We start from the raw sequence: 22,929 nt of genomic DNA on the forward strand, positions 1-22,929 counted from the left end.
GGCAGAAGACCGTCCTCTTCGCAGCGCGTTCGGCGACGGCGCTCCACCGGCTCCTCGATGTGGCACCGGTCTTCGCCGGTGACAACCGGATCGGTCAACGCCGCTTCACGCTGGTCCCCGGCTCGGACTTCGCCGTCGACGCACTCGCCGCGATAGAGCACGCGGGGGCACCCACCATCCCCTGGGCGGAGGCCCTGCGGCAGCCCCACGACCTGATTGTCGCCGCCAGCCCCAAGGGCGATCTGGACCTGCTGACCGGGCCGCTCGCCCTGCTTCCGCACGGTGCGGGCTTCAACAAGTCGCTCGCCGACGAGGGCTCCGACGACACGGCGTCCGGGCTCGATCCCGTATGGCTGCTGCGCGACGGCCGGCCCCTCGCCGAGCTGCACGGGCTCGCCCATCCCGGCCAGGTGGCGCGGCTCGCAGCCCGCAGCCCGGCCGCCGCCGCCCGCGCGGCCGTGGTCGGCGACCCCGCGCTGGACCGTATGCTCGCCTCACTTCCACGCCGGGCCGCCTACCGCACCGCCCTCGGGACCGGAGGCCGCCGGCTCATCGCCCTCACTTCGACATGGGGGCCGGAATCCCTGCTGGCGCGGAGGCCGGAGCTGCCTGCTGAGCTGACCGCGCAACTCGACTACGACGCTTACCAGTTGGCGCTCATCCTGCATCCGAACGTGCACAGCAGGGCGGGGGCGTACGACCTGCGGGAGGCTCTCGCCCCTGCCCTCGCGTCAGGGATGATCCTGCCGCGGCCGTACGAGGAGTGGGCCTCGGTCCTGGTGGCGGCCGACGGTGTGGTCACCGACCACGGTTCGACGGCGCTCTACGCGGCGGCGCTGGGCACTCCGATGGCAGCCGCGTGCGACGGCGGCGGCGAACTCGTCCCCGGCACACCGATGGCCGAACTCCTCGGCCGGGTAACGGCCCTGGACACACCGGCCACTCTGGAAGCGGCCCTTGCCGCTCACTCCCCGGGCACGCTCCGCGCGCTGGCCGCCCCGGCCTTCGCCGAACAGGGCAGGGCCCTGGGCCGGCTGCGGACCGAGCTCTACGCGCTACTCGATATCGCTCCCCCGACGTCCGGGATCAGCGCTCGCCCCCTTCCGCCGCCCACTCCCGCCGTGTCCAGCCCAGCCGCCTTCGCGGTACGGACGGAGGTCGACGGCGAGGACATCCGCATCGAACGACGTCCCGCCCCCACTGAGTCTCCGGCCCACCACCTCGCGGCCGAGTTGGAACGCGCCACCGTCCCGCAGTCCCAGAGTGCGGCACTGCTCTTCCGCCGCCGTACCGGGCCGCACCTGACCGCGCCGCTCCTGACCGCACCGCACTCCGTCACCTGGACGGCGGCCGGCTGGACCGCGCGCGCCCTCTCCGACCACCCGGGACGCCGTACCGCCGCGGTCGAGCTCTCCGCCGGCCGCTGGCTGCTCCGCAGACCGCAGGCGCCGCTGCTGACCGTCCGCGTCGAGGGGTCCCCCGGAGAGGGAACCGTCGTACGGACCGATCCGGCCGCCGTACTCTCCGGCGTGCACGCCTGGCTCACCGCCAACCCCCATCCCGGCGTCCCGCTCACCCTGCACTGCCGGGTGGCGGGCCGGACGTACCGTACGCACCTGACGCCGGCCACCGCCGACGAAGCGGCGCACGAACTGTAGCCACCGCGCGGCAGACACGGGGCACAGGCATGAGGCACAGGCACGGGGCACACTGCCCCGCCCCGCCCGGGCAGGGCGGGGGAAGGACCGGATTACGGCGCGCCGCCCCCGTCGGAGTCCGCGTCGGGCAGGCCGCCCTCCCGTTCGCGGATCTCACCGGCCGAGGCCCGGTGCGAAGCCGCTGTCTCCTCGTCGCCGCAGGCCGCCGCCAGTGAGGCCATCGCTTCCAGGATCCGCACCTCGTCCCGTCCCGCACCGCGCTCACGGGCACCCACCAGGGCGGCGGCGTACAGCTCGGCGGCCTCGTCGTGCCGGGCCAGCCGTTGCAGCACCCGGCCCAGTTCAAAACCGGTCCTGGCGGTCATCCGTTCACGCTGCTGCTCCCTGGCCGTCGCATGGGCCCTCGCCAACAGCTCTGCTGCCCCGTCCAGTTCGCCCAGGGCCGCTGCCGCCTGTCCCAGCAGGTGGTTCTGGAGCAGCGCTCCGTACGCGTTGCCGATCCGGGTGTGGATCTCCCGTGACTCCTCGAAGTCCGGCACCGCGCGCGCCCAGTCCCCCTGTACGGAACGGACCCTGCCACGGAACTCCAGCGCGGACGCCCACAGTTTCAGCGCGGCTCGGGCCGGCGCGGGGGCTTCACCGAGCAGCCGGGCTCCGTTCACCGCGAGCCCCACCTCGGTCTCCGCCTCCTCGTACCGCCCCTGTTCCCAGAGCGGCCGGGCGAGCTGGCAGCGCATGCGCACCAGGGCGGCGGTGTGTCCGGCCCGCTGGGCGGCGTCCCGGCCGGTGCGGAACGCTTCGGTCACCTCGCCGAAGTGCGCGTGATCGAGGAAGTGCGTCCACAAGGGTTCGCAGAGCGCCCAGGCCTCTGTGTCCATGCCGTACGCGTACGCGGCGCGCACACATCCGTACAGCGCGAGCCGTTCGGCCTCCAGCCACCGCAGGGCGTGCTGCTTGCTCGCCCCGAACTCGACATCCGGTGCGCCTGCGACGGCGGGCACGGGCTCGGCGAACGTCATACGCGCTCCCGCGGCCAGCTCGTCCGCCCGCTGCGCCTGGCGCAGATACCAGCGGATCACCCTTCCGCGTGCCTCGGCGGCCTCGCCCTCCTCGCCGTACCGGCGCGCGCAGCGCACCGCGTGGGCCCGGAGCAGATCGTGCATCACCGGGCGGCCGCCCCGGCCCGGCAGCAGCAGACTGGCCCGCTCCAGTTCCTCCAGGGCATCCTCGGCCGCATCCGCATCCGCGCCGAACAGTGCGGTGACGGCCTCCGGAGCGAGATACGGAACGGGGTACACCGCGAGCAGCCGGTACAGCCGGGCGGCCTCCGGACCGAGGTCCCCGTATGCCGCGTCCCAGACGGCTTCGACCATGGGGAGCCCCCTCTCCGCGAGCTCGTCGGTCAGCTGGGCGACCAGGCGCAGCAGTGTCCTCCTGCGGTGCTTGCGCAGCCACTCGCCCGCGACCTCCAGTGCGGCGGGCAGGCCCCCGCATGCCCGCGCCAGGGCCTCGGCCGCCGCCGGCTCGGTGGAGAAGCGCGGGTCGTCGGCGATTTCGCGCAGCAGCTGGGCGGCGTGCCCATCACCGAGCGGGCCCAGGGGAATCTCCAGGCCGGGGCCACCCTTGAGATCGTCCAGCCGTCCCTGGCTGATGGCGATCACCACGCACTCCGCCGACGCGGGCAGCAGCTCCTCCAGCTCAAGACCGACCCGGACGTTGTCGACCACGACGACCAGACGTCTGCCCTGGGTACGGGCCCAGTACTGTCTGCGGCGCCCGGCGTACGTCGGCTCCACCCAGTCCGGCCGCACTCCGAGCGAGCGGAGCAGCTCTCCCAGGACCTCGGCAGTCTCCACGCCGCCGTCCCTGCGGTGGTCGTCGAGGTCGACGAACCGCAGGGCATCGGGGAACTCGCCGGCCAGCCCCCGCGCGAGCCGCACCCCGAGCGCCGTCCTGCCGACGCCGCGCAGCCCGTGGACCGCTACGACGAACGGCCGCTCGGCCCCACCGCCGCCGGCTCCCCCGGCCGCCCCTCCGGCCGTCGCCCGGTGTTCCCGAACCGCCCTGCTGACAGCGGCCTGTTCGTCGTCCCTGTCGACGAAGTGCGCGGCGCCGGGCGGCAGCTGGAAAGCGGCCACCTCGGGGCCCGTATCCGCGCTCTCATGAAAGTGGACCTCCCCCACGCTTCCGGCCTGGACGACCGTCCCCACTCTGGCCTGACCGCTCACGCTGTTCCGCGTCTCTTCGACCACGTATCAACTCTATGCAGTACCACTGACATTGGGGCACGCCACAACGGGAAGTCAGGTGACATGACGGATCGCCCGCTGCTCCTCATCGACGTGGATGGCCCCCTCAACCCGTACGCCGCCCGGCTCGTCCGGCCGCGCGGTTACACGACCCACCGGCTCCACCCGGCGAACTGGCTCGCCCGCCAGACGCCTGGCTCCCGGAGCCACCGCCGCGGCCTGCGCGTCCGGCTCCACCCGGAGCACGGCTCCCGCCTCACCGCACTCCCCTTCGAACTCGTCTGGGCGACGACCTGGATGCACGAGGCGAACGAGATGATCGCCCCGGTCATCGGTCTGCCGGGCAGCCTTCCGGTCATCGAATGGCCCGAGCTCTTCGCCAAGGACCCCGACGGCCTCTACTGGAAGACCCGCCCGCTCCTGGAGTGGGCAGCGGGCCGCCCCTTCGCCTGGGTGGACGACATGATCACGGACCTCGACACGGCACATGCCACGGCGCACCATGACGCGCCATCGCTCCTGCTGCGGATCAACCCCCGACGTGGCTTACGGGAGAAGGACTTCACCTGCCTGACCGACTGGTCGAAGTCGCTCTGACTGGTGGGCAAGGCCGACAGAACCTGTGATGGCCGGAGGCCGTCGTCGCGTCCACGGCCAACAGTTTCGATAATGACGGCACTGCCTACAGGCTCCGCCCCTATGCGCGTCCTTGGGGTGATCCGACACATTGGGCTGCCCGACACCACACCCCAGCGCCTCCCTGACGTAGCTCCTGCCGATGTCCCCCGAGCGCGGTATATGGGCGAGGCAACACGGCACGGCCATTCTCATCGACAGGGCCAATCACCGCACCGCTGACCACACAGTTTGGGCCGACTCGCCCTAATGCAGCCGCAGAGCATGTCCCGAGGCCGGACGTTTCCCGAGCTGGGCACACCAACTCCGTCAGGACAGGCCCGTTCAGCGCGCTGTTCCGCAAGGAAGTACTCGTCGGTATCCGCGACATGCCCAGCCTTGAGATCCAGACCGCCCGAGCCTGAGCGACCTGGAGTTCACCCCGCTGTATCGGTACGCCTGCTGCCATCCGCGCCAGAACAGCCAGAGCTTCTCGCTATCCCGTGGGCATACGGGCGCCGTAGGCTGGGATGCCCACCGAGTCCATCGCCGACTGGCCTGAGGCCTGGGGCATTCATAGTTACGCTCAGGACGTACATCAGGCCCATCGATAGCCTTATTCACCCGACGCAACTGCTGACCTACTGTAAGGACCAAGTCCGAAGTGAGTGCGACGCCGCTGACCCCCGAGGCCCCTGCCAAGCTGTGCGGCTTCCAGCTGACGGGGAGGGCTTGGGCGTAGCAGAATATAACAGGTCCGCCTCAGCGAATCCCCGGTCGGTGGTGTAGCCGCCGGCAAGATGATCGAGCCCGCTGGCCTCCCATTCCATCCCCGCCTGACAGCGCCTCATTCCCCTCCTCCAGTACGACTGTCGGCCCGCTCCCGCTCATCTCGAGGCCGAAACTACCGACGGCCGTTGGCCTCCACTCGTACCGTAGGACACTCCACATGCTGAGGACACGTCCCACCCCATGGAGGAATCGAGTTGATGCCAGCCATCATTACTGTCAATGTGCAATCCACAACCCACACCCCGAGGCGACTCTCATGAACACCGCCGGTCTCGATACCCAGCCCAGCGCCGATACATACGAACTCGAAGATCTAATTCCCCGTGCATGGGCCGGACACGTCCGCGTGCCCCACTTCCAGCGGGACTTCCGCTGGGGCACTCAAGACGTCCTCCGCCTGTTCGACAGCATTGTCCGCGGCTATCCGATCGGCAGCCTACTCCTGTGGGTGCGACACTCACCGGCTCAGCGTATGACTCTCGGGGCGCTATCGATCGACGCTCCGGAGTCTGATAGCGCACTCTGGGTTGTTGACGGCCAGCAGCGCATTACAAGCCTAGCGAACTCATTGCACCCCGATGGTAATCAGCGGGCTCCGTTCGATGTCTACTACGACCTAGCCGAACAGGAGTTCATCGCTCCGCCTACTCACCACTCTCCGCACCAGATCCCGGCTCGTATTCTATTCGATCTTGACAAGCTCTTGGATTGGTTCGACAGCACAGGTAAGAGTGCGAAGGAGTATTTCCCTGTGGCACGCCAGGTCGCCAAGCGACTTCGGCAGTTCAAGATCCCCGTTTACCTCGTTAAACAGGAGGATCGTGAGGCCTTGACCGACATTTTCGACCGGATGAACAACTTCGGGAAGCGACTGAGCCGAGCCGAGATCTTCTCCGCTCTCTTCGCCGGGGACGAGGAAGGCGCCAACGACCGTCTCACCATTTCCCGGATTGCCGACCAAATCGCGTCCCAGACCGGTTTCGGGACTATCGACGACGACACGGTTCTGCACGCCATACTGGCACGCCGTGGGCCCGACCCGTCGCGCGAGATCCGACTGGAGTTCGACGACGAGCGGCGTCGCGCGAAATCGGATTTTCCCGGTGAAGACCGCGATACAGCCTTCGCGGAAGGCGAGGTCGCACTCCTTCGCGCAGTGGAGTTCCTGCAACAGACTGCGGGCGTCCCACACCTTTCTATGGTCGCTTACAAGGCGATGCTCGTCGTTTTCACCCGCTTCTTCGCGCATTTTCCGGATCCGGACGACCGCCATCTCCAGTTGTTGCGGCGCGTCTACTGGCGTGTCGTCCTCACAGGGCCAGCGGTCTTCAAAGGAAGTTTCACCTCCCTTGCAAGGGTCCTCTGCCAGTACATCCACCCCCAAGACGAGCGACGTTCCGTAAGAGAGTTGCTCGATTCCATGAAAGACGCGAATCCTTACGTCCCCAGTGCACTCAAGTTCCGCACCAACGAGGCCATTTCAAAGATCATTCTTTGCTCTTGGTGGGAACTTAAGCCGCGCTCGCCATTGTCCGGGCTGCCCTATGACATGCACGACCTGGCGGAAGCACTCGCTGACCAGACAACCGCAGCTCCTGTGGTCCACCGGGTCTACCCGCGCGGCCTTCCGCAGAGTCAGCAGTTCTGGGCTGCGAACAGATTGTTCGTGCCGAGCACCACAGATCCCGCAAGTGAGTTCCCCATGCGGTTCACTCGGCGTCCTTTCGATCTCGACGACGCCACTTGGGCTGCCGTCCTGGGCTCGTACTGCTTGGATGACCAAGCGATCCAAAGCTTGAGTAGCAATCAGCCAGACGTCTTCCTAGATCGCCGGCAGCGCCTTATCAACCACCAACTAGCGAGCTTCCTGGACCGCATGGCGGAATGGGACCATGAAGACACACCCGCGCTGCGGGAACTCGACTTCGACGACGTGGACGACGACGAGTGGACAGAGCTCCCCGATGCCACTGCCTGAGAAGTTCTACGCCGCCCTGCTGCACGGTGCACGTATCGGAACGCTGTGCCAGAAAGGCGACTACACACGGTTCGTCCTGAACGACTCCTATCTCGGCGCGAGCCGTCGTCCTGTATTGGGGCTGTATTTCGAGGAAAACCTCACCAAACCGTACGCGACAGCGCTTCGTCTCCCGCCGTGGTTCTCCAACCTGTTGCCTGAAGGCCCGCTGAGAGAATGGATCGCCCTGGACAGGGGTGTCTCCCTGGACCGCGAAATGGAGCTATTGGCTCAGGTGGGCCATGATCTCCCCGGTGCCGTTCAGGTCCTGCCCGCAGCCGGCCCCGACGACACCTGGGAATGGCCGGACAGCGTAGCCGATTCGCAGGGTGGAGCCGGTTCCTCTTCTACACCCTCACCCTGGCGCTTTTCGCTCGCGGGGGTAGCACTCAAGCTCTCCATGCTGGCCCAGGGCGACCGGCTCACAGTGCCGGGTGCCGGCGAGTATGGTGACTGGTTGGTCAAGTTCCCTGACTACCGTCATGCGGATGCACCACGTAACGAATACACTATGATGACGCTCGCGAAAGCTGCGGGAATCGATGTTCCGGAGGTGAAACTACTTCACCGCGACGAGTTGGATCGAGTTCCCGACCGGATGTGGCCAAACGGAGAGGTAATGGCATATGCAGTGCGCCGCTTCGACCGGCTGCCCGACGAGCGCCGCACGCCGGTGCACATCGAAGACTTCGCACAGGTAAGGAACAAGTTTCCGGGCCCGGTCGAGAAGTACCAAAGCACCTTCGAGACCGTCGGGGCTATTGCCTATCGCGGGCACGATCTGACGTCATTGCGCGAGGTGGCACGCCGAATCGCTTTCTCCGTCGCCGTGGGCAACGGCGACGCACATCTCAAGAACTGGTCCCTGATCTACCGAGACAAGATCGTTCCTGCACTGTCTCCGGCCTACGACCTGGTGTCGACGGTTTTCTACAGACCCGCCGACGAGCCTGAGGACCTCGGTCTGAAGCTCGATGGCAGCAAGCGATTCGACAGGGTGCGGCTGGCGTCGTTCAGAAATCTCGAAGCACGACTCGACCATCGTCTGGGTCGCACGGATGCCGATCTTCAGTCGGTGGCTGCGGACGTCTTTATGCGTGTGCGAGACCTGTGGCCGGAATATAAACACCAGCTCAATGCCAACCCGCCCCTGCAGCAGGGAATTTCTGACTGGATCAATGCCCGGGCACAGGCTCTGCTGGGAACCAAGTAGCACGGATTGCCGTTGCCAAATCGGTGCCCCAGCATACATTTTCGTCCCCGGCGAGTACGAGCTGACCGTCAATCGACGGTCACTCTCGAATGAGCCTGACTCCCATCACTTGAACCGGAACGAGACTTTCAAGTTCAAGAGGCCCCAGAGAGAGCCACCGCATCAAGGTCTCCGGTGGGCAGGCCCCTACCCCGCTCGCTCTTGCCTCGCACTGGACCGTCTACCTGATTGAGCCTGCTCTACCCGTCACCGGCCGACGGTACGACAACGTACGCAAGGCCATGGCAGCCGAGCCGTCACGCCCGAGTCCCTGCAACTCCAACTTCATGCCCGCCCCTTGAGGCGGAAATAGGGCTCCCGCTCTCCCCTACAGCCTTGCAGTACGTTCGCCCGAAGTGACATACCCTGCACGACGCCGTGGGCAGAGCCACCAGGACGGTCAGACGATCAACAGCCCTATCGATTTTCACTCGTGGTCCTAAGCGATGTCAGCTCCACAAGGCGTCACATACGGCAGCTCAGCACTCCGCCAGAACGAAACCCAACGCCCAGGCGTCGAATGAGATGGCGAGCTGCAGCGTGCACACTCCTTTCTTTCCGTAGCCGTAACTCAGCCGCGGGCACCTTGGCCATCTTCTGCCACGGCGAATTGAATCACTTCCTGAGCCCCTACTGGCAGCTGTCTGATCTGCTGCCAAGAACTGGTTAGTCCAAAATTGTTTATTTGAGACAAAGCAGATGGGCCAGCGGGCCCACTCACCATGTGCAACGGGGGGTTGACCGCTCCCCCCTCGCCTCGTACGGTGCTCGCACCTCGCAGGTATATCGATTAACCACTATCGGTCAACCACCTCCTGGGTCCCCCTCCCCTGCTCCCCCGTAGGAGGCCGCACGCCGTGCGTTCCATGCTGAGTCGCCGTGGGTTCATGTCTGCGGGCGCCGCCGTCGCCGCCGGTGCCGCCGTGCCCGGTCTTTCCGGGTGCGGACTGGCCGGAGGGGACGAGTCCGATCCGGACACCCTGGTCGTCCACAGTTCGCTGGGCGGCACCGCGCCCGGTTCCGCGACCTACCGGGCCGTCCTCGACATGTTCCGTGAGGAGAACCCCGGGCTCAAGGTCAAGAGCCTGATCAACGGCGACGAGCTGGGACAGGTCTACGAGACCTCGCGACTGGCGCGCAAGGAGGCCGACGTCGTGATGGTCAACCTCTACGACAAGACCGTCTCCTGGACCGAGCTCGGCGCCACCGTGACCGTCAACGGCTATCTCGACGACTGGGATCTGCGCCAACGCATCCTGCCCGCCGCGCTCGACGAGTGGACCGACGAGAAGGGCCGGCTGCGCGCCCTCCCGTACATCGCGAGCAACTGGCCCGTCGCCTTCAACCGCGCTCTGATGCGCGGGGCCGGTGTCGAGGACATCCCGCTCACCGGGGACGCCCTGATCGCCGCCGCGAAGAAGCTGCGTGCCAAGGGCAGGGCCCCCGTCACCATCGGCGGCAACGACTGGACCGGGCAGAAGCTCCTCGCCCAGATCATCCAGTCCTTCCTCACCGCGGACGAGGCCAAGAAGCTCTACGCCACCGGTGACTTCAGCGGGATCAAGGGGGCCAGGGAAGGCATCGAGTACTTCGTCGAGCTGCGGGACGCCGGGGTCTTCACCGACAAGGCCCAGGGGCTCACCACCGACTCGATGACCACCCAGTTCAACACCGGGGCCGCCGCCATCCAGTCGGCGATGTCCTCCGCACTGGCCCGCGTCCCTGACAACGTTGCCGGCCATACCGACGTCGGCGGCTGGCCGCTGCCGCCCGGCGCTGTGCACGACAAGCCGACCATCCTGCGGACCTTCACCGTCTCCGGGTTCTGGGTCAGCCCCAACGGCACCGGAAAGATCGAGGCCGTGGAGAAGTTCGTCCGCTTCATGTACCGGCCGGAGGTCGTCGACCGGTTCATCAAGGAGGGCGGCCGGGACATGGCGGTGCGGACGGACACCCTCAGCGACCGGTTCCCGCTGGTCGCCAAGGCGCAGCAACTCGGTGACAGCGTCAGCCAGGTCGTGCTGCCCGATCTCTACGTACCGCCGTCGGCCGTCCAGCCGATGATCCAGGCCACCAGCACCGCCTTCACCCCGGGCGTCGGCTCCCGCCGTATTCTCAGCGCGCTCCAGGGCGCCTACCGCAACGCCTGAGGAGGCACCCCCATGACGATGACCTCGTCCGTCAGGCCCGCCTCCCGGCCGGCCGCCCCGCCCGCCGCGCCGCGCAAGCAGCGCGGTCCGCGCACCACGATCCTGGCGCTGCCCGCCCTGGCCTGGTACCTGGTCTTCATGGTCGGCCCGATGGCCGCGATCTTCGTCATCGCCGCGCTGCGCTGGCCCGGCATGCTCCAGCCGACGTCCTTCGCCGGAGCCGACAACTTCCGCGCCCTCTTCGACGATCCGGTCTTCTGGCAGGCTGTGCGCAATACCGGTCTGCAGATGGTCATCGCGCTTCCGGTGATGATCGTCTGTGCCTATATGGTCGGCTACTACGTCGCCCAGAAGCCGCCGGGCCACCGGGTGGTCCGCTATCTGCTGTTCGTCCCCGGGCTCATCTCCACCCCGGCCAAGGCGATGGTCTTCTACGCGGCGCTCTCCCCGGACGGTCTGGTCAACGGCTTCCTGAAGTCCGTCGGCCTGGGCTCGGTGACCGACGCCTGGCTCGCCAACCCCGACACCGCGCTCTACTGTCTGATCGCCCTGGACGTCTGGGCCGGAATCGGCTTCACCGCGGTCCTCTTCGCCGCGCGCCTCGACAGCGTGCCCGAGGAGATCGGCGAGGCGGCGCAGCTGGACGGCGCCGGGCACTGGCGCACCATGTGGCGCATCCACTTCCCGGTCATCAGGGAGTACGTGGGTGTCGTCACGATGCTCCAGTTCCTCTGGACGCTCTTCGGCTCCGCGCAGCAGGTGCTGCTGCTGACCCAGGGCGGACCGGCCAACTCCTCGACCACGCTCTCCTTCCTCGTCTACGAGAAGGCCTTCATGGAGAGCGACCTCGGCTACAGCCAGGCCGTCGGCGTGGTCCTCTTCCTCGCGGGGCTCGCCGGGCTGCTCGCCATCCGCCGCGCCTTCCGCCAGAGCTACTGATCGGAGCCCGACCCCATGGCCACCATGAAGTTCAGAAAGTCCTGGCTCCCCGCGCACATTCTGGTGTGGGCGTACGCCGTCCTGCTCGCCGTCCCGCTGTACTACTTCCTGGCGTCGGCGTTCAAGTCCAACGAGGCGATCTTCGCGCACCCGCTCGCCCCGCCGGCCTCGTTCGGTTTCGGGAACTTCCGTACCGCCTTCGAGAGCGCCGATCTGGGGATGGCGATCCTCAACTCCGGGATCGTCACGGTGTTCTCGCTGGCGCTGACGCTGGGGCTCGCCATTCCCGCCGCGTTCTCCCTGGCCCGTGCGCGGGGCCGGGTCGGCGCCGCCATCGAGAGGGTCTTCTCGCTCGGATTCCTGATCCCCACCTTCGCCGCGCTCTTCCCCACCTTCCTGCTCTCCGCGGCGACCGGGCTCTTCCACACCCGGCTGTTCATGGTGCTGTTCCTGCCCGCCACCGCGATGCCGCTGTCGGTGGTGATCCTCATCCAGTTCATGCGCACCATCCCGCCGGAGATGGAGGAGGCCGCCCGGATCGACGGCGCGTCGACCTTCGGCGTACTGCGGCATGTCTACACACCCATGTGCATGCCGGGCATCGCGACGGTGCTGCTGCTGAACTTCCTGACCTTCTGGAACGAGTACCTCTACTCACTGATCATCATCGGTCCGGACCCGGACCTGCGGACCATCCAGGTCGCCCTGCCCACCCTGAAGTCGCAGATCGGCACGGACTACGGGATCCTCACGGCCGGTACGGTCCTCACCCTCGTACCCGTCTGGATCATGTACACGCTGCTGCAGCGGCGGATGCAGCAGGCCCTGGTCAGCGGCGCGGTGAAGATGTGAGCGCGGCGCCCGCGGCCGGTGCACGGCCCACGATCAAGGACGTCGCCGCGCAGGCCGGGGTCTCCACGGCGGCCGTGTCCAAGGTCTTCAACAACACCGGCCGGATCTCCGAGCCGACCCGGCGCCGGGTCCTGGAGGCGGCCGGGCGGCTGGGCTGGTCGCCGAGCGCGTCGGCGAGCGCGCTGCGTAGGTCCCGTACCCACACGGTCGCGATGGTCGTACGCCGTCCCACCGATGTCCTCGGCACCGACCTGCACTTCTCCGAGCTGATCACGGGTCTGGAGAGTGAGCTGTCGCCGCGCGGGTACGGGCTGCTGCTGCATCTGACCGGCGGTGTACGCGAGGAGACGGCCCTCTACGAACGGCTCGCCGCCGAGGGCCGGGTCGACGGGGCGGTGCTGACCGAGCACCGGGCCGACGATCCGCGGCCACCTCTGCTGGAACGGCTCGGCCTGCCCGCGGTCCTGCTGGGCACGGCCGACGGCAACGGGGTCAGCGAAACGGTCCGCCATCTGCTGGACCTCGGCCACCGGCGCATCGCCTATGTCACCGGGCCGACCGGGCTGCTGCACACACGCTTCCGGCAGCAGGTCTTCGAGGAGTCCCTGGCCGCGGCGGGTCTGGCCCCGGTCGCGGTGGTCCACACGGACTTCACCGAGGCGGCGGCCACCGCCGCCACCGAACGGCTGCTCGGCCTGGACCCGCGGCCGACCGCCCTCGTCTTCGCCAACGACTCGATGGCGGTGTGCGGCATCGGGACCGCGCAGCGCGCCGGGCTCTCCGTGCCCGCAGAGCTCTCCGTCGTCGGCTACGACAATCTGCCCGTCGGCCGCTGGATCCATCCCCGGCTGACCACGGTCGACCAGTATGTCCAGCGGGCCGGCGCGGCGGCCGCGCGTGCGCTGCTCGCGCGGTGCGGCGAGGACGTACCCCCCGAACCCCTCACCGGACAACCCCGCCTCGTCGTACGCGAGTCGACCGGTCCCGTCTGATCTCTGGAGCACGACACATGCAGCGCCACAGCGCCCAGCTCGCCCACGACCCCGCCGTTCTGCCCTGGCTCGGTGCCAACTTCTGGTCCCGCACCGGCGGGCCCCTGATGTGGCGGAACTACGACCCGGGAGTGGTGCGCGAGGAGCTCGCCGTGCTGCGCGGGCACGGGCTCAACATGACCCGGTCGTTCTTCTACTGGCCCGACTTCCACCCCGAGCCGCACCGGATCGACGAGGAACTCTGCGACCGCTTCCGGGACTTCCTGGACGCGCACGGCGAGTACGGGATGGGCACGGTCCCCACCTTCATCGTCGGCCATATGTCCGGTGAGAACTGGGACCCGGTCTGGCGCGCGGGACGCGATCTGTACGAGGACGTGTGGATGGTCGGGCGGCAGGCGTGGTTCGCGAGCGAGATGACCCGGCGCTTCAAGGACCACCCGGCCGTCACGGGCTGGCTGATCACCAATGAGATGCCGGGGTACGGGCGGATCTACCAGGTCGACCCGCCCTCGTCGGACGTGGTGACGGCGTGGGCGCAGTCGATGTGCAACGCCGTGCGGGCGGCGGGCGGCACCCAGCCGGTCTCGCTCGGCGACGGCGCCTGGGGGCAGGAGGTCACCGGGCGCGACAACGGATTCTCGCTGCGCGAGACCGCCGAGTACGTCGACTTCGTCGGGCCGCACGTGTACCGCTCCGACACCGATGTGGTCCGCCAGCACTACCGGGCGGCCTTCGAGTGCGAACTCGCATCGGTGACCGGGCAGCCGGTGGTCCTGGAGGAGTTCGGGCTGTCCACGGACACCGTGTCGGCGCGCAACGCCGGGGTGTACTACCGCCAGACGCTGCACAATTCACTGCTGGGCGGGGCGACGGGCTGGATCGCCTGGAACAACACCGACTACGACGCCCTGTGGGACCAGTCTCCGTACGACCACCACCCCTTCGAGATGCACTTCGGCATCACGGACGGCGAGGGGCGTCCGAAGGAGCCGCTGCGGGAACTCGCCGCTTTCGCCACCGTGCTGGACCAGGTCGACTTCGCCCGCTGCCGGCGCGCGGACGCCGGGGCAGCGCTGGTCGTCCCGGCGTTTCTGGAGCGCGGCTACCCGTACAGCAGGCCGGCGGACCGCCCGCTGATCTTCTCCTCGCTCCAGCAGGGGTACGTCGCCGCGCACGGCGCCGATCTGCCGGTCGGGTTCGTACGGGAGGCGGACGGGCTCGCCGGCCATGACGTACAGCTGTATCTGCTGCCTTCGACCCGTCAGCTGACGACGAGGACCCGGCGTGATCTGGAGCGGCGGGCCCGGGAGGGGGCGACCGTCTATCTGTCGTTCTGCTCGGGCGAGCATCCGGCGACCCGGGGCCCGTGGTTCCACGACCTGGACGGGCTCTTCGGGGTGGAGCACCAGCTGTCGTACGGGGTGGCCGAGCCGATCGAGGACACGGTCCTCGACCTGACCTTCACCGAGGACTTCGGTCCGCTGAAGGCCGGTGAGACGCTGCGCTTCCCGGTCGCGGGGAACGAGGACAGCATCGCCTATCTGCCCGTCGTACCGGTGACCGCCCGGGTGGTCGCGACCGACGCGCACGGCCGGCCGGCGCTCCTGGTGAACGAGACCGGGGCGGGCCGGACCGTGCTGGCCACCTATCCGCTGGAACACATGGCGGCCCGCACGGCGCGCGTCAACCCCGAGCAGACGCACCGGCTGTACGAGGCCCTGGCAGAGGTCGCGGGGGTGGTCAGGACGGTGACGGTGGACTCCCCGTACGTCAGCGCCGATGTGCTGGTCCATGAGGACGGCCGGCGCTTCGTCTGGCTGGTCAGCCAGTCACCGGATGAGTTGACCGTACGGCCCGGCGGCGGACGCTTCTTCGGCCTCGGCACGGGAACGGAATCGCCCGAGGTGACGCTGGAGCCGTACGGGGTCCAGGTGCTCGAACTGCGCTGACGACCGGGAACCGGCGGGGGCATCGCCCCGCCGGGGCGCCGGTGCGTGCCGTGGCCGGGGCCAGTGCGGGGCCGGGGCCGGTGCGTGGCGGGGCCGGTGCGTGGCCGGGCCCGTGCGTGGCCGTGGCCGGGACCGGTGCGTCGCGGGCCCTGGCCGGTACGTGCAGTGGCCGGCGCGGCCGAGCGCACCTGCGCCGCGTTCACGCTTCGGCGTTCAGACCTGCCCGCCGAAGCGCAGGTTCTCGATGTTTCCGGCCTGGACCACCGTGCCGTGCTGGGTGCCGCCGCTGATGCTGTTCCGGACGGAACCGGGCGCCGGTGGCGCCAGCTCGTCCAGCAGGGCCCGCAGTTCGGCTGCCGCGTCCGGGTCGGCGAGCAGCGCACGTCGCATCCGCATCCGCCACTCCCCCTGTACGTCGGCGGCGGCCTCCTCGTCGCCCTCCCGCCGGGCCGCCGCCAGTTCGGCGCGGACCGCGTCCAGTTCGGCGGCGACCGCCGTGGCGTCCGTGCCACCGCGGCGCGCCAGGAAGGCAGCCACCCGGTCCCGGGTACGCGACCAGGCATCGGTCGCCATCTGCTGTACGAGCGTGGTCGCCCCCGCCGTCACCAGCGCCGTCAACTCCGCGTCCACCGTGCCCCCTTGTGTCGGTCCGGACTTCGTCAAAGATTAGCGCCGGAGCGCCTCCACCGGGTCCGCGTGCGGCGCGTCGCGGGGCCACCAGTCGTCACGCCCCGGGTCGGATTCGTACGCGTACCAGCGGCTGTCCCGGCCGAAGCGGAGCTGAAGGGCGCCGCCGGGCACGGTCAGCCGGTTGCGCGAGGGCTGGAAGCGTGGCAGCCCGGCGGCGGCCAGGGCGGGGCGGGCCCGGTCGAAGGGTCCGGCGGGCGGATCCCAGGGGGTTTCGAGTACGGCCAGTCCTTCGGCGCCGCCCTGCCGCCAGGCGGCGACCGCGCGCGCCAGGTCGGTCGGGGTGCGGCCGGTGGCCGTCGCGAGATCGCGGTAGAGGGTGCGGGTGGTGGCGGTGAGTCCTGCGGTGGGCCGGGCCGCTGCCAGCCGGACCGCGTCCTGCCACGGGGTGAGGCCGCTCACGGGGTCGGCGCCGGTGGTGAGCAGCGTATGGGCGCGCGCGGCGGCGTCGGTGGCCAGGTCGTCGAGAGCCGAGGGATCGGGCGCTCCGGGTGCCTCGGGGTAGCCGGGCGGGCGGCCGGGGTACGGCCCGGTGGGCAGGGGCGAGGGAAGGGGTGGCAGAAGGCGCGGGACGAGCGCATCGCGGGCGGGGACGCCGGGGGCCGGTGGTGCGGGGGGCTGCTCCCGTGCGGAGTTGGCCGCGCTGCGTCTGGCCAGTTCATCGAGGAGTTCGCGCTCGCTCCGGCCGCGCATCAGGAGCAGGACGAACGGGTCGGAGTCGAGGAGCCGGGCCGTCTCGTAGCAGAGGGCGGCGGCGTGCTTGCAGGGGCGGCCGCTGTCCGGGCAGGTGCAGGACGGGACGAGATCACCCGGTGCCGGGAGCAGGGCGACCCCGGCCTCGGCCGCCGCGTCGACCAGCGAGTGCGGCATGTCCTTGTCGAGCAGCGCGGCGATGTGCCCCGGCTGGGCGGCGGCGGCCTCCAGGAAGTGGTCCCAGTCGCCGCCCGAGAGCGTACGCACGCGCAGTTCGGCCCGGTAGGGGCGCGGGCGGCTGCCGTGCACATAGGCGAGGATGCGGCCGGGCGCGACGTTCACCGCGGCGACATGGCCGCCGTCCGCGTATCTCCTGCCCCGTTCGAGGCGTCCCGGGTCGAGCGACAGCGCTTCCAGGGCGGCGACCCATGCCTCTCCCCACCAGCTGCCGCTCATGCGGGCCTCCGCAGGGACACCAGGTCGGCCAGTTCCGCGTCGCCCAGCTCGGTGAGGGCGCTCTCTCCTGAGCCGAGCACCGCGTCGGCCAGCGCACGCTTGGCCGTCAGCATCTCGGCGATCCGGTCCTCCACGGTGCCTTCCGTGACCAGCCGGTGGACCTGCACCGGCTGGGTCTGGCCGATGCGGTAGGCCCGGTCGGTCGCCTGTTCTTCGACGGCCGGGTTCCACCAGCGGTCGAAGTGGATGACATGGCCCGCCCTGGTGAGGTTCAGCCCGGTGCCGGCCGCTTTGAGGGAGAGCAGGAAGACCGGGCACTCCCCCGCCTGGAAGCGGTCCACCATCTCCTCGCGCCTGGCCACGGGCGTCCCGCCGTGCAGCAGCTGAGAGGCGATGCCACGGGCTGTGAGGTGGTCGGAGAGCAGCCGGGCCATCGACACGTACTGGGTGAAGACCAGGACGGCGCCGCCGGAGCCGCCTTCCGCGAGGATGGTGTCGAGAAGCTCGTCGAGGAGGGCGAGCTTGCCCGAGCGTCCGGCGAGCCGGGAGGGCCCCTCCTTCAGATACTGCGCCGGGTGGTTGCAGATCTGCTTGAGCGCGGTGAGCAGCTTCATGATCTGGGCGCGCCTGCCGAGGCCCTCACCGGCTTCGATGACCGCCATCGACTCGCGGACGACCGCCTGATAGAGCGATGCCTGTTCCCTGGTGAGAGGGACGGGGCGGTCGGTCTCCGTCTTCGGCGGCAGCTCGGGGGCGATGCCGGGGTCGGACTTCCTGCGGCGCAGGAGGAACGGTCTGACGAGCCGGGCCAGCCGCTCGACCGCCCCGTCCTCCTCACCGTTCTCGACGATCCTCGCGTGGCGGGCACGGAACGTCTTCAGCGGTCCGAGGAGTCCGGGGGTCGTCCAGTCGAGGAGCGCCCACAGTTCGGACAGGTTGTTCTCCACGGGAGTGCCGGTGAGCGCGACCCGTGCCGGAGCGGGGATGGTGCGCAGGGCCTTCGCCGTGGCCGCGTGGGGATTCTTGATGTGCTGCGCCTCGTCGGCGACGACCATGCCCCACGGGTGCCCGGCCAGTGCGGCGGCGCTGGTGCGCATCGTCCCGTAGGTCGTCAGCACGAAACCGCCGTCGGTACCGGCCAGTGAGCGGTCGGTGCCGTGGAAGCGGCGGACGGGCACGCCGGGGGCGAAGCGGGCGATCTCGCGCTGCCAGTTGCCGAGCAGTGAGGCGGGGCAGACCACCAGCGTGGGCTCGGGGCGGGCGCGGTGCAGATGGAGCGCGATGAGCGTGATCGTCTTGCCGAGGCCCATGTCGTCGGCGAGACAGCCGCCGAGGCCGAGTGAGGTCATCAGGTCGAGCCAGCCGAGGCCGCGCAGCTGGTAGTCGCGGAGGGTGGCGTCCAGGCCCTGGGGCTGTGGCAGCGGGGCGGTGTCGGACGTGAGCCTGGAGTGCAGGGCCGCGAGCGCGCCGACCGGGACCGCCTCGACCGGCTCGCCGTCCACATCGGCGCTTCCGGTCAGGGCCGCCGACAGCGCGTCCACCGGCGCGAGGAGCCCCAGCTCCCGCTTGCGGGCCTTCCGTACGAGCGCCGGGTCGATGACGACCCACTGGTCGCGCAGGCGCACGACCGGGCGGTGCGCCTCGGCCAGGAGGTCCATCTCCGATTCGGTCAGCCGGTCGTCGCCGATGGCCAGCTGCCAGCTGAACGAGAAGAGCTGTTCCGCGTCGAAGAAGGGGCTGCCGTCCGTGGCCGAGCCGGGCGCGGGTCTGACGACGGCTGTCGCGGACAGCGACCGGACCAGGTCACGCGGCCAGTGCACGGCCACGCCCGCCGCTGCGAGCCGTGCGGCGGCCGGGCCGAGCAGCTCGTACAACTCGTCTTCGGACAACGGCAGTACGTCGGGCACGGGCCGGTCAAGGAGCCCGGCCAGCGGTGGCCAGACCCGCGCGGCGCGCCGCAGTGCCAGTACGGCGTCGATCCGCACCCGGGGCCCGAAGTGCTCATGGCCTTCGCCGGCCCAGAGCCGCCCCGCGTCGGCCACCAGGGTCGGATCGGCGAGGCTGTGCACCTGGACGACGGCCGCTGCGGCCCGCCGCTCCCGGGCCGGAGCACGACCGGCCGCTCCGGTCTCTTCGGTGGTGCCGGTCTCGTCGGCGGCTTCGTCAGTGGGGGCGGGCGGATCGTCGGCCCGGTCGAACAGCTCGTAGCCGGAGAGGTCGAGCCGGAGCGAGACCTGTACGCCCGCGTCCGCCCCGGCCGCCACCTCGGCGGCCCACTCCCGCAGCCCCGGCAGCCGCTGCGGTGCGCGGGCGGCATAGGCGGCTCCGGCAGCGGCGGGCGCGGCCGGGGTGCGTGGCAGGGTGTCGGCGACGGCGTCGTAGAACGATCTGAGCAGCGCCTCGGGCTCGGGGAGCTCCAGCGGTGTGCGGCCGGGAAGCGGGACGGCGTACGCATCGGGCGGCATGGCGGCGGCCACCGCACGCAGATGCGCGACATCCTCCGCGTCGAGCGGGCCCGCCCGCCAGGCGTCGTGGTCGTCGGCGGTCAGTCCGGGCAGGAAGCGCCCCCGCGCCGCCAGTTGCAGGGCGTGCAGCGCCGCCGCGCTCCAGCAGCGGGCGGCGGGATGGGCGACCGGGGAGTGCCGGGCGGCGACCAGGAGCGGCAGCGCGTCGGTGAGGGGCAGCAGTACGGCGGACACGGTACGGCGACGGACCGCCGAGCCATGCCGCCTCACGACCACGAGCTCGTCGGAGCCCGCGGCCTCGCCCTCCGGGTCCCAGAAGGCGAAGGCTCCCTCGCGAGGCAGGGCGGCGGGCAGGAAGACCACGGCCCGCCGGGTGAGCGCCTCGGTCCCGGCGCCGCCGAACGCTCCTTGCGCCCGGCCTTGGGCCTGGCCCTGCGCCCGCCCCTGTGTCCCCCCTTGACTCCGCCCCTGCGTCTGCCCTGCCTGTTCCGCTGTCCGCCGCACCCCGCTCACCTGCCTCTCCGCCCTGGTCCCCACCTCTCTGCGAGTGTAGGTCGGGGGTCCGACAGCCCGGTCCGGCCGCGTGCTGCGGCGACCGGGCCGGGGTGCTACCAGCCCCCCGGAAGAGCTCCCGGCACCGGGCGGGACTGGGCTGAGGGCCGTGGGACCGCAGGGTCCGCGGGACCGCGGACCGGCTCAGCGCACCCCGTCCCACAGGGCCCGCTCTCCGGGACGCGGATCGTCGACCGGGCCTGACTCGTCGGCGAAGACCATCGTGGTGCGGTCCTCCGGCCCGTACGCCGGCCACCCCGGGTCGCCGGTCTCCGCGAAGGCCACCCAGGCGCCGTGCACCGTGTCCGCCAGGGCCTGCGGCGGGTGGCTCCCGAGCATCGGGAGATAGGCCGGATCATGCAGCCGGTCGAAGACGAAGCCCAGTTCGACGGCGTGGCAGGCGCCGAGCCGCCCGCCGAACTGCGGTGAGCGCCAGCCGAACTCGTACACATACGAACCCGGCACGGCCTCAGCCAGGCGGAGCGCGGGAATCCGGTAGAACCAGTCGGTCCCCAGCGCGTCCAGCAGCTCACCCGGGGCGGCGCCCGGACGGCCCGCGCGGTAGACGGCCAGGGCCCGGTCCGCGTCGAGTCCGTACGCCGCCGCACCCAGTCGCAGCCGCTCATCGGTGATCGTGTCCATCCGTTCGGTCGGGACCATGAAGAGACGGTTCTCCTCCCGGTTGCTGCCGACGAGCAGCTGGACACCGCAGTCCGGGCCTGGCAGGGCGAGCCCGGGTGCGACCGGCTCGAAGGGCATCGCGTTGAGCGCGGCCTCCCCCCACAGCTCAGGATCGGGGCGGCGTCCGAGCTCGGCGCGCAGCTCCGACTGCGCGCCGAGCAGCGTCGCGAGCGGCAGTGCGGCGAATGCCCCGGCGGTCGGAGCGACCCCGAGCCGCTCCGCGAGACGCGCGGCGATCAGCCGGGCGGAGCGGGGGCGCAGGAAGTGGTGTGCGCCCCCGCTCTGCAGGACGGCCCGCCGGAACAGGCCCCGGGCCGGCTCCATTCCGAGCAGCAGGCCGATACTCATCGCACCGGCCGACTCCCCGAAGAGCGTGACCCGGCCGGGGTCGCCGCCGAAGGAGGCGATGTTCTCGTGCACCCATTCCAGGGCCGCGATCTGGTCCAGCAGTCCGCGGTTGTCGGGCGCGCCCTCCAGGCTCAGGAAGCCGTCCGTACCGAGCCGGTAGTTGACCGTCACACAGACCACGCCGTCGCGCGCGAACGCCCCTCCGTCATAGGCGGACGCCGACCCCGAGCCGTTCTGGAACGCCCCACCGTGCAGCCAGACCATGACCGGGAGCCCACCGTTGGGACCCGGCTCCGGCGTCCAGACAGCGAGGTTGAGACAGTTCTCGCCGTCCCTGCCGAGCTCCTCCGGGATGAGGGCGTCGAAGGGGGGCGTGTACGGCGCTCTGGGCGCGGTCGGACCATGTTCGTCCGCCTCGCGTACGCCCTGCCACGGCGCGGGCGGCGCCGGCGCGCGGAACCGGCGCGGGCCGAACGGCGGTGCCGCGTAGGGGATCCCGAGGAAGGATGCCACCCCCGCGTCGTCCATCCGGCCGCGTACGGCGCCCTGACGTGTCATGCACACCGGTTCCATCTGGTTCGCGTCTCCACTCTTCGGTTCTGGCCCCCAACGGCACACTTGACAGCGCACGTTCGGCACCGCGTGTTCGGCACCGCGCGTTCCACGGGGCCGCCCGGGAAAGCCCCTGCTCGGGCCCGGCCGGAAAGCAGAAGGTGCCGGGCACACCACGATCCCCACACTCTTCCCCCCGCCCGGCTACGCACATGCGGCCGCGGTCGAAGCGGCACAGCGGCTCGCCTTCATGGCTGGTTCGTTACCGCCGGACACGGCGGGCGGGCTGGTCCGCTCCGGCTTCCGGCTTCCGGCTTCCGGCTTCCGGCTTCCGGCTTCCGGCTTCCGGCTTCCGGCGGGTCATACGGGCCTCCGGACCGAGCGCGGGCCCGCGCATCTCGACGCTGCCCGCTCGGAATCGGCCGCCTGGAGTATCCGGGCCGACCGGCCGAGACCACCGCGACCGCCGAGCGGGGGACTGGGCCCGGTCCCCCGCTCGGCCCAGCACCGGATGCCGCGGGGTCCGGCAGCGGGCAGGGTTGCTCCCACCAGTGACTCTCCGTACAGACGGGACCGCGCATGTCCGATCACCGGCGCCTCGGCCTCATCGCCGGCGCAGTGCTCCTGCCGTTCGCCGTAGCCGGCTGTTCCGGTCTCAGCCGCTCGGCGGTCGGCACGATCTCGTACACCACACCGGATTCGAAGGTCGTCACCGTCTCGAATCCGTCCGTGACCGGCTGCCACCCGCTGCCGCGCGGAGGGGCCGCGTCCGTCGCCAACAAGACGCTGATCGACATGTGGCTGTATCCCGGCGCCGGATGCACCGGGAAGCCGTCGATGTACAACGCGACCACGCTGACGAACACGGTGACACCACCGCTCCGGGCCTGGCAGAGCTACAAGCTGGTCCACTGAGGCGGTGACGGCCACGGCGGGTGCTGCGGTGGCGGCTGTGACCGCGGCGGCCACTCCCGTGCTCGCCACGGTCGCAGCCACCACCTCACGCGACAACCGCACGTGACAACCG

At 70.1% G+C, this 22,929-nt stretch carries 15 protein-coding genes; 10 read left to right on the forward strand and 5 right to left on the reverse strand.

Going from position 1 to position 22,929, the window contains the following annotated elements:
* On the forward strand, window positions 1-1,658 hold a 1,658-nt coding region (locus tag ACFXBC_RS21215; RefSeq protein WP_385026449.1), incomplete at its 5' end, for a translation initiation factor 2.
* A gap of 92 nt (window positions 1,659-1,750) precedes the next feature.
* Here ACFXBC_RS21215 and ACFXBC_RS21220 read toward each other — a convergent pair.
* Window positions 1,751-3,910: a hypothetical protein gene (locus ACFXBC_RS21220; RefSeq protein ID WP_385026452.1), complete on the reverse strand. Its 2,160-nt coding sequence runs from the start codon at window positions 3,908-3,910 to the stop codon at window positions 1,751-1,753.
* 60 nt (window positions 3,911-3,970) lie between these two features.
* Here ACFXBC_RS21220 and ACFXBC_RS21225 point away from each other — a divergent pair, with 60 nt between their 5' ends.
* The 8 genes from ACFXBC_RS21225 to ACFXBC_RS21260 all read left to right on the forward strand — a co-directional run bounded on the left by ACFXBC_RS21225 (window position 3,971) and on the right by ACFXBC_RS21260 (window position 15,468).
* Entirely contained in the window at window positions 3,971-4,504 is a 534-nt protein-coding gene (locus ACFXBC_RS21225; RefSeq protein ID WP_385026455.1) for an HAD domain-containing protein, read from the forward strand.
* Window positions 4,505-5,570: 1,066 nt separating this feature from the next.
* Entirely contained in the window at window positions 5,571-7,292 is a 1,722-nt protein-coding gene (locus ACFXBC_RS21230; RefSeq protein ID WP_385026458.1) for a DUF262 domain-containing protein, read from the forward strand.
* The gene (locus ACFXBC_RS21235) at window positions 7,279-8,544 is read left to right on the forward strand and encodes a type II toxin-antitoxin system HipA family toxin (RefSeq protein ID WP_385026461.1); all 1,266 of its coding nucleotides are present in this window, start codon (window positions 7,279-7,281) and stop codon (window positions 8,542-8,544) included. The genes ACFXBC_RS21230 and ACFXBC_RS21235 overlap by 14 nt, the downstream gene beginning before the upstream one ends.
* 896 nt (window positions 8,545-9,440) lie before the next feature.
* Window positions 9,441-10,733, forward strand: a complete 1,293-nt coding sequence (locus ACFXBC_RS21240) for an ABC transporter substrate-binding protein (protein ID WP_385026464.1) — start codon at window positions 9,441-9,443, stop codon at window positions 10,731-10,733.
* Window positions 10,734-10,745: 12 nt separating this feature from the next.
* Window positions 10,746-11,672, forward strand: a complete 927-nt coding sequence (locus tag ACFXBC_RS21245) for a carbohydrate ABC transporter permease (RefSeq protein ID WP_385026467.1) — start codon at window positions 10,746-10,748, stop codon at window positions 11,670-11,672.
* Window positions 11,673-11,696: 24 nt separating this feature from the next.
* Window positions 11,697-12,524 carry a carbohydrate ABC transporter permease gene (locus tag ACFXBC_RS21250; RefSeq protein ID WP_385026490.1) on the forward strand — a complete coding sequence of 276 codons (828 nt, stop codon included), beginning with the start codon at window positions 11,697-11,699 and terminating at the stop codon, window positions 12,522-12,524.
* A complete protein-coding gene (locus ACFXBC_RS21255) occupies window positions 12,521-13,516 on the forward strand; it encodes a LacI family DNA-binding transcriptional regulator (RefSeq protein ID WP_385026470.1) in 996 nt (331 codons plus the stop codon). The genes ACFXBC_RS21250 and ACFXBC_RS21255 overlap by 4 nt, the downstream gene beginning before the upstream one ends.
* 17 nt (window positions 13,517-13,533) lie before the next feature.
* Window positions 13,534-15,468 carry a cellulase family glycosylhydrolase gene (locus ACFXBC_RS21260; RefSeq protein WP_385026473.1) on the forward strand — a complete coding sequence of 645 codons (1,935 nt, stop codon included), beginning with the start codon at window positions 13,534-13,536 and terminating at the stop codon, window positions 15,466-15,468.
* 213 nt (window positions 15,469-15,681) lie between these two features.
* On the opposite strand, the gene ACFXBC_RS21265 is transcribed toward ACFXBC_RS21260, so the two are convergent.
* The 4 genes from ACFXBC_RS21265 to ACFXBC_RS21280 form a co-directional block, all read right to left on the reverse strand.
* Window positions 15,682-16,098, reverse strand: coding sequence for a hypothetical protein (locus ACFXBC_RS21265; protein ID WP_385026476.1), 417 nt, complete (start codon window positions 16,096-16,098; stop codon window positions 15,682-15,684).
* 36 nt (window positions 16,099-16,134) lie between these two features.
* Complete coding sequence (locus ACFXBC_RS21270) at window positions 16,135-17,304, reverse strand: SWIM zinc finger family protein (protein ID WP_385026479.1); 1,170 nt, start codon at window positions 17,302-17,304, stop codon at window positions 16,135-16,137.
* Window positions 17,301-20,132 carry a DEAD/DEAH box helicase gene (locus ACFXBC_RS21275; protein ID WP_385026493.1) on the reverse strand — a complete coding sequence of 944 codons (2,832 nt, stop codon included), beginning with the start codon at window positions 20,130-20,132 and terminating at the stop codon, window positions 17,301-17,303. The genes ACFXBC_RS21270 and ACFXBC_RS21275 overlap by 4 nt, the downstream gene beginning before the upstream one ends.
* A gap of 333 nt (window positions 20,133-20,465) precedes the next feature.
* Window positions 20,466-21,908: a carboxylesterase/lipase family protein gene (locus ACFXBC_RS21280; protein WP_385026482.1), complete on the reverse strand. Its 1,443-nt coding sequence runs from the start codon at window positions 21,906-21,908 to the stop codon at window positions 20,466-20,468.
* 573 nt (window positions 21,909-22,481) lie between these two features.
* On the opposite strand from ACFXBC_RS21280, the gene ACFXBC_RS21285 reads away from it, so the two are divergent.
* Entirely contained in the window at window positions 22,482-22,817 is a 336-nt protein-coding gene (locus tag ACFXBC_RS21285) for a hypothetical protein (protein WP_385026484.1), read from the forward strand.
* Window positions 22,818-22,929 lie beyond the last annotated feature (112 nt).

This window comes from Streptomyces sp. NPDC059398, from assembly GCF_042751845.1.
GTDB lineage: Bacteria > Actinomycetota > Actinomycetes > Streptomycetales > Streptomycetaceae > Streptomyces.

Excerpts from the sequence above, each read along its gene's own strand:
- ACFXBC_RS21225 (WP_385026455.1), top strand. The coding sequence starts at position 3,971 with ATGACGGATCGCCCGCTGCTCCTCATCGACGTGGATGGCCCCCTCAAC.
- ACFXBC_RS21230 (WP_385026458.1), top strand. The coding sequence starts at position 5,571 with ATGAACACCGCCGGTCTCGATACCCAGCCCAGCGCCGATACATACGAA.
- ACFXBC_RS21235 (WP_385026461.1), top strand. The coding sequence starts at position 7,279 with ATGCCACTGCCTGAGAAGTTCTACGCCGCCCTGCTGCACGGTGCACGT.
- ACFXBC_RS21245 (WP_385026467.1), top strand. The coding sequence starts at position 10,746 with ATGACGATGACCTCGTCCGTCAGGCCCGCCTCCCGGCCGGCCGCCCCG.
- ACFXBC_RS21250 (WP_385026490.1), top strand. The coding sequence starts at position 11,697 with ATGAAGTTCAGAAAGTCCTGGCTCCCCGCGCACATTCTGGTGTGGGCG.
- ACFXBC_RS21260 (WP_385026473.1), top strand. The coding sequence starts at position 13,534 with ATGCAGCGCCACAGCGCCCAGCTCGCCCACGACCCCGCCGTTCTGCCC.
- ACFXBC_RS21270 (WP_385026479.1), bottom strand. The coding sequence starts at position 17,304 with ATGAGCGGCAGCTGGTGGGGAGAGGCATGGGTCGCCGCCCTGGAAGCG.
- ACFXBC_RS21280 (WP_385026482.1), bottom strand. The coding sequence starts at position 21,908 with ATGACACGTCAGGGCGCCGTACGCGGCCGGATGGACGACGCGGGGGTG.
- ACFXBC_RS21285 (WP_385026484.1), top strand. The coding sequence starts at position 22,482 with ATGTCCGATCACCGGCGCCTCGGCCTCATCGCCGGCGCAGTGCTCCTG.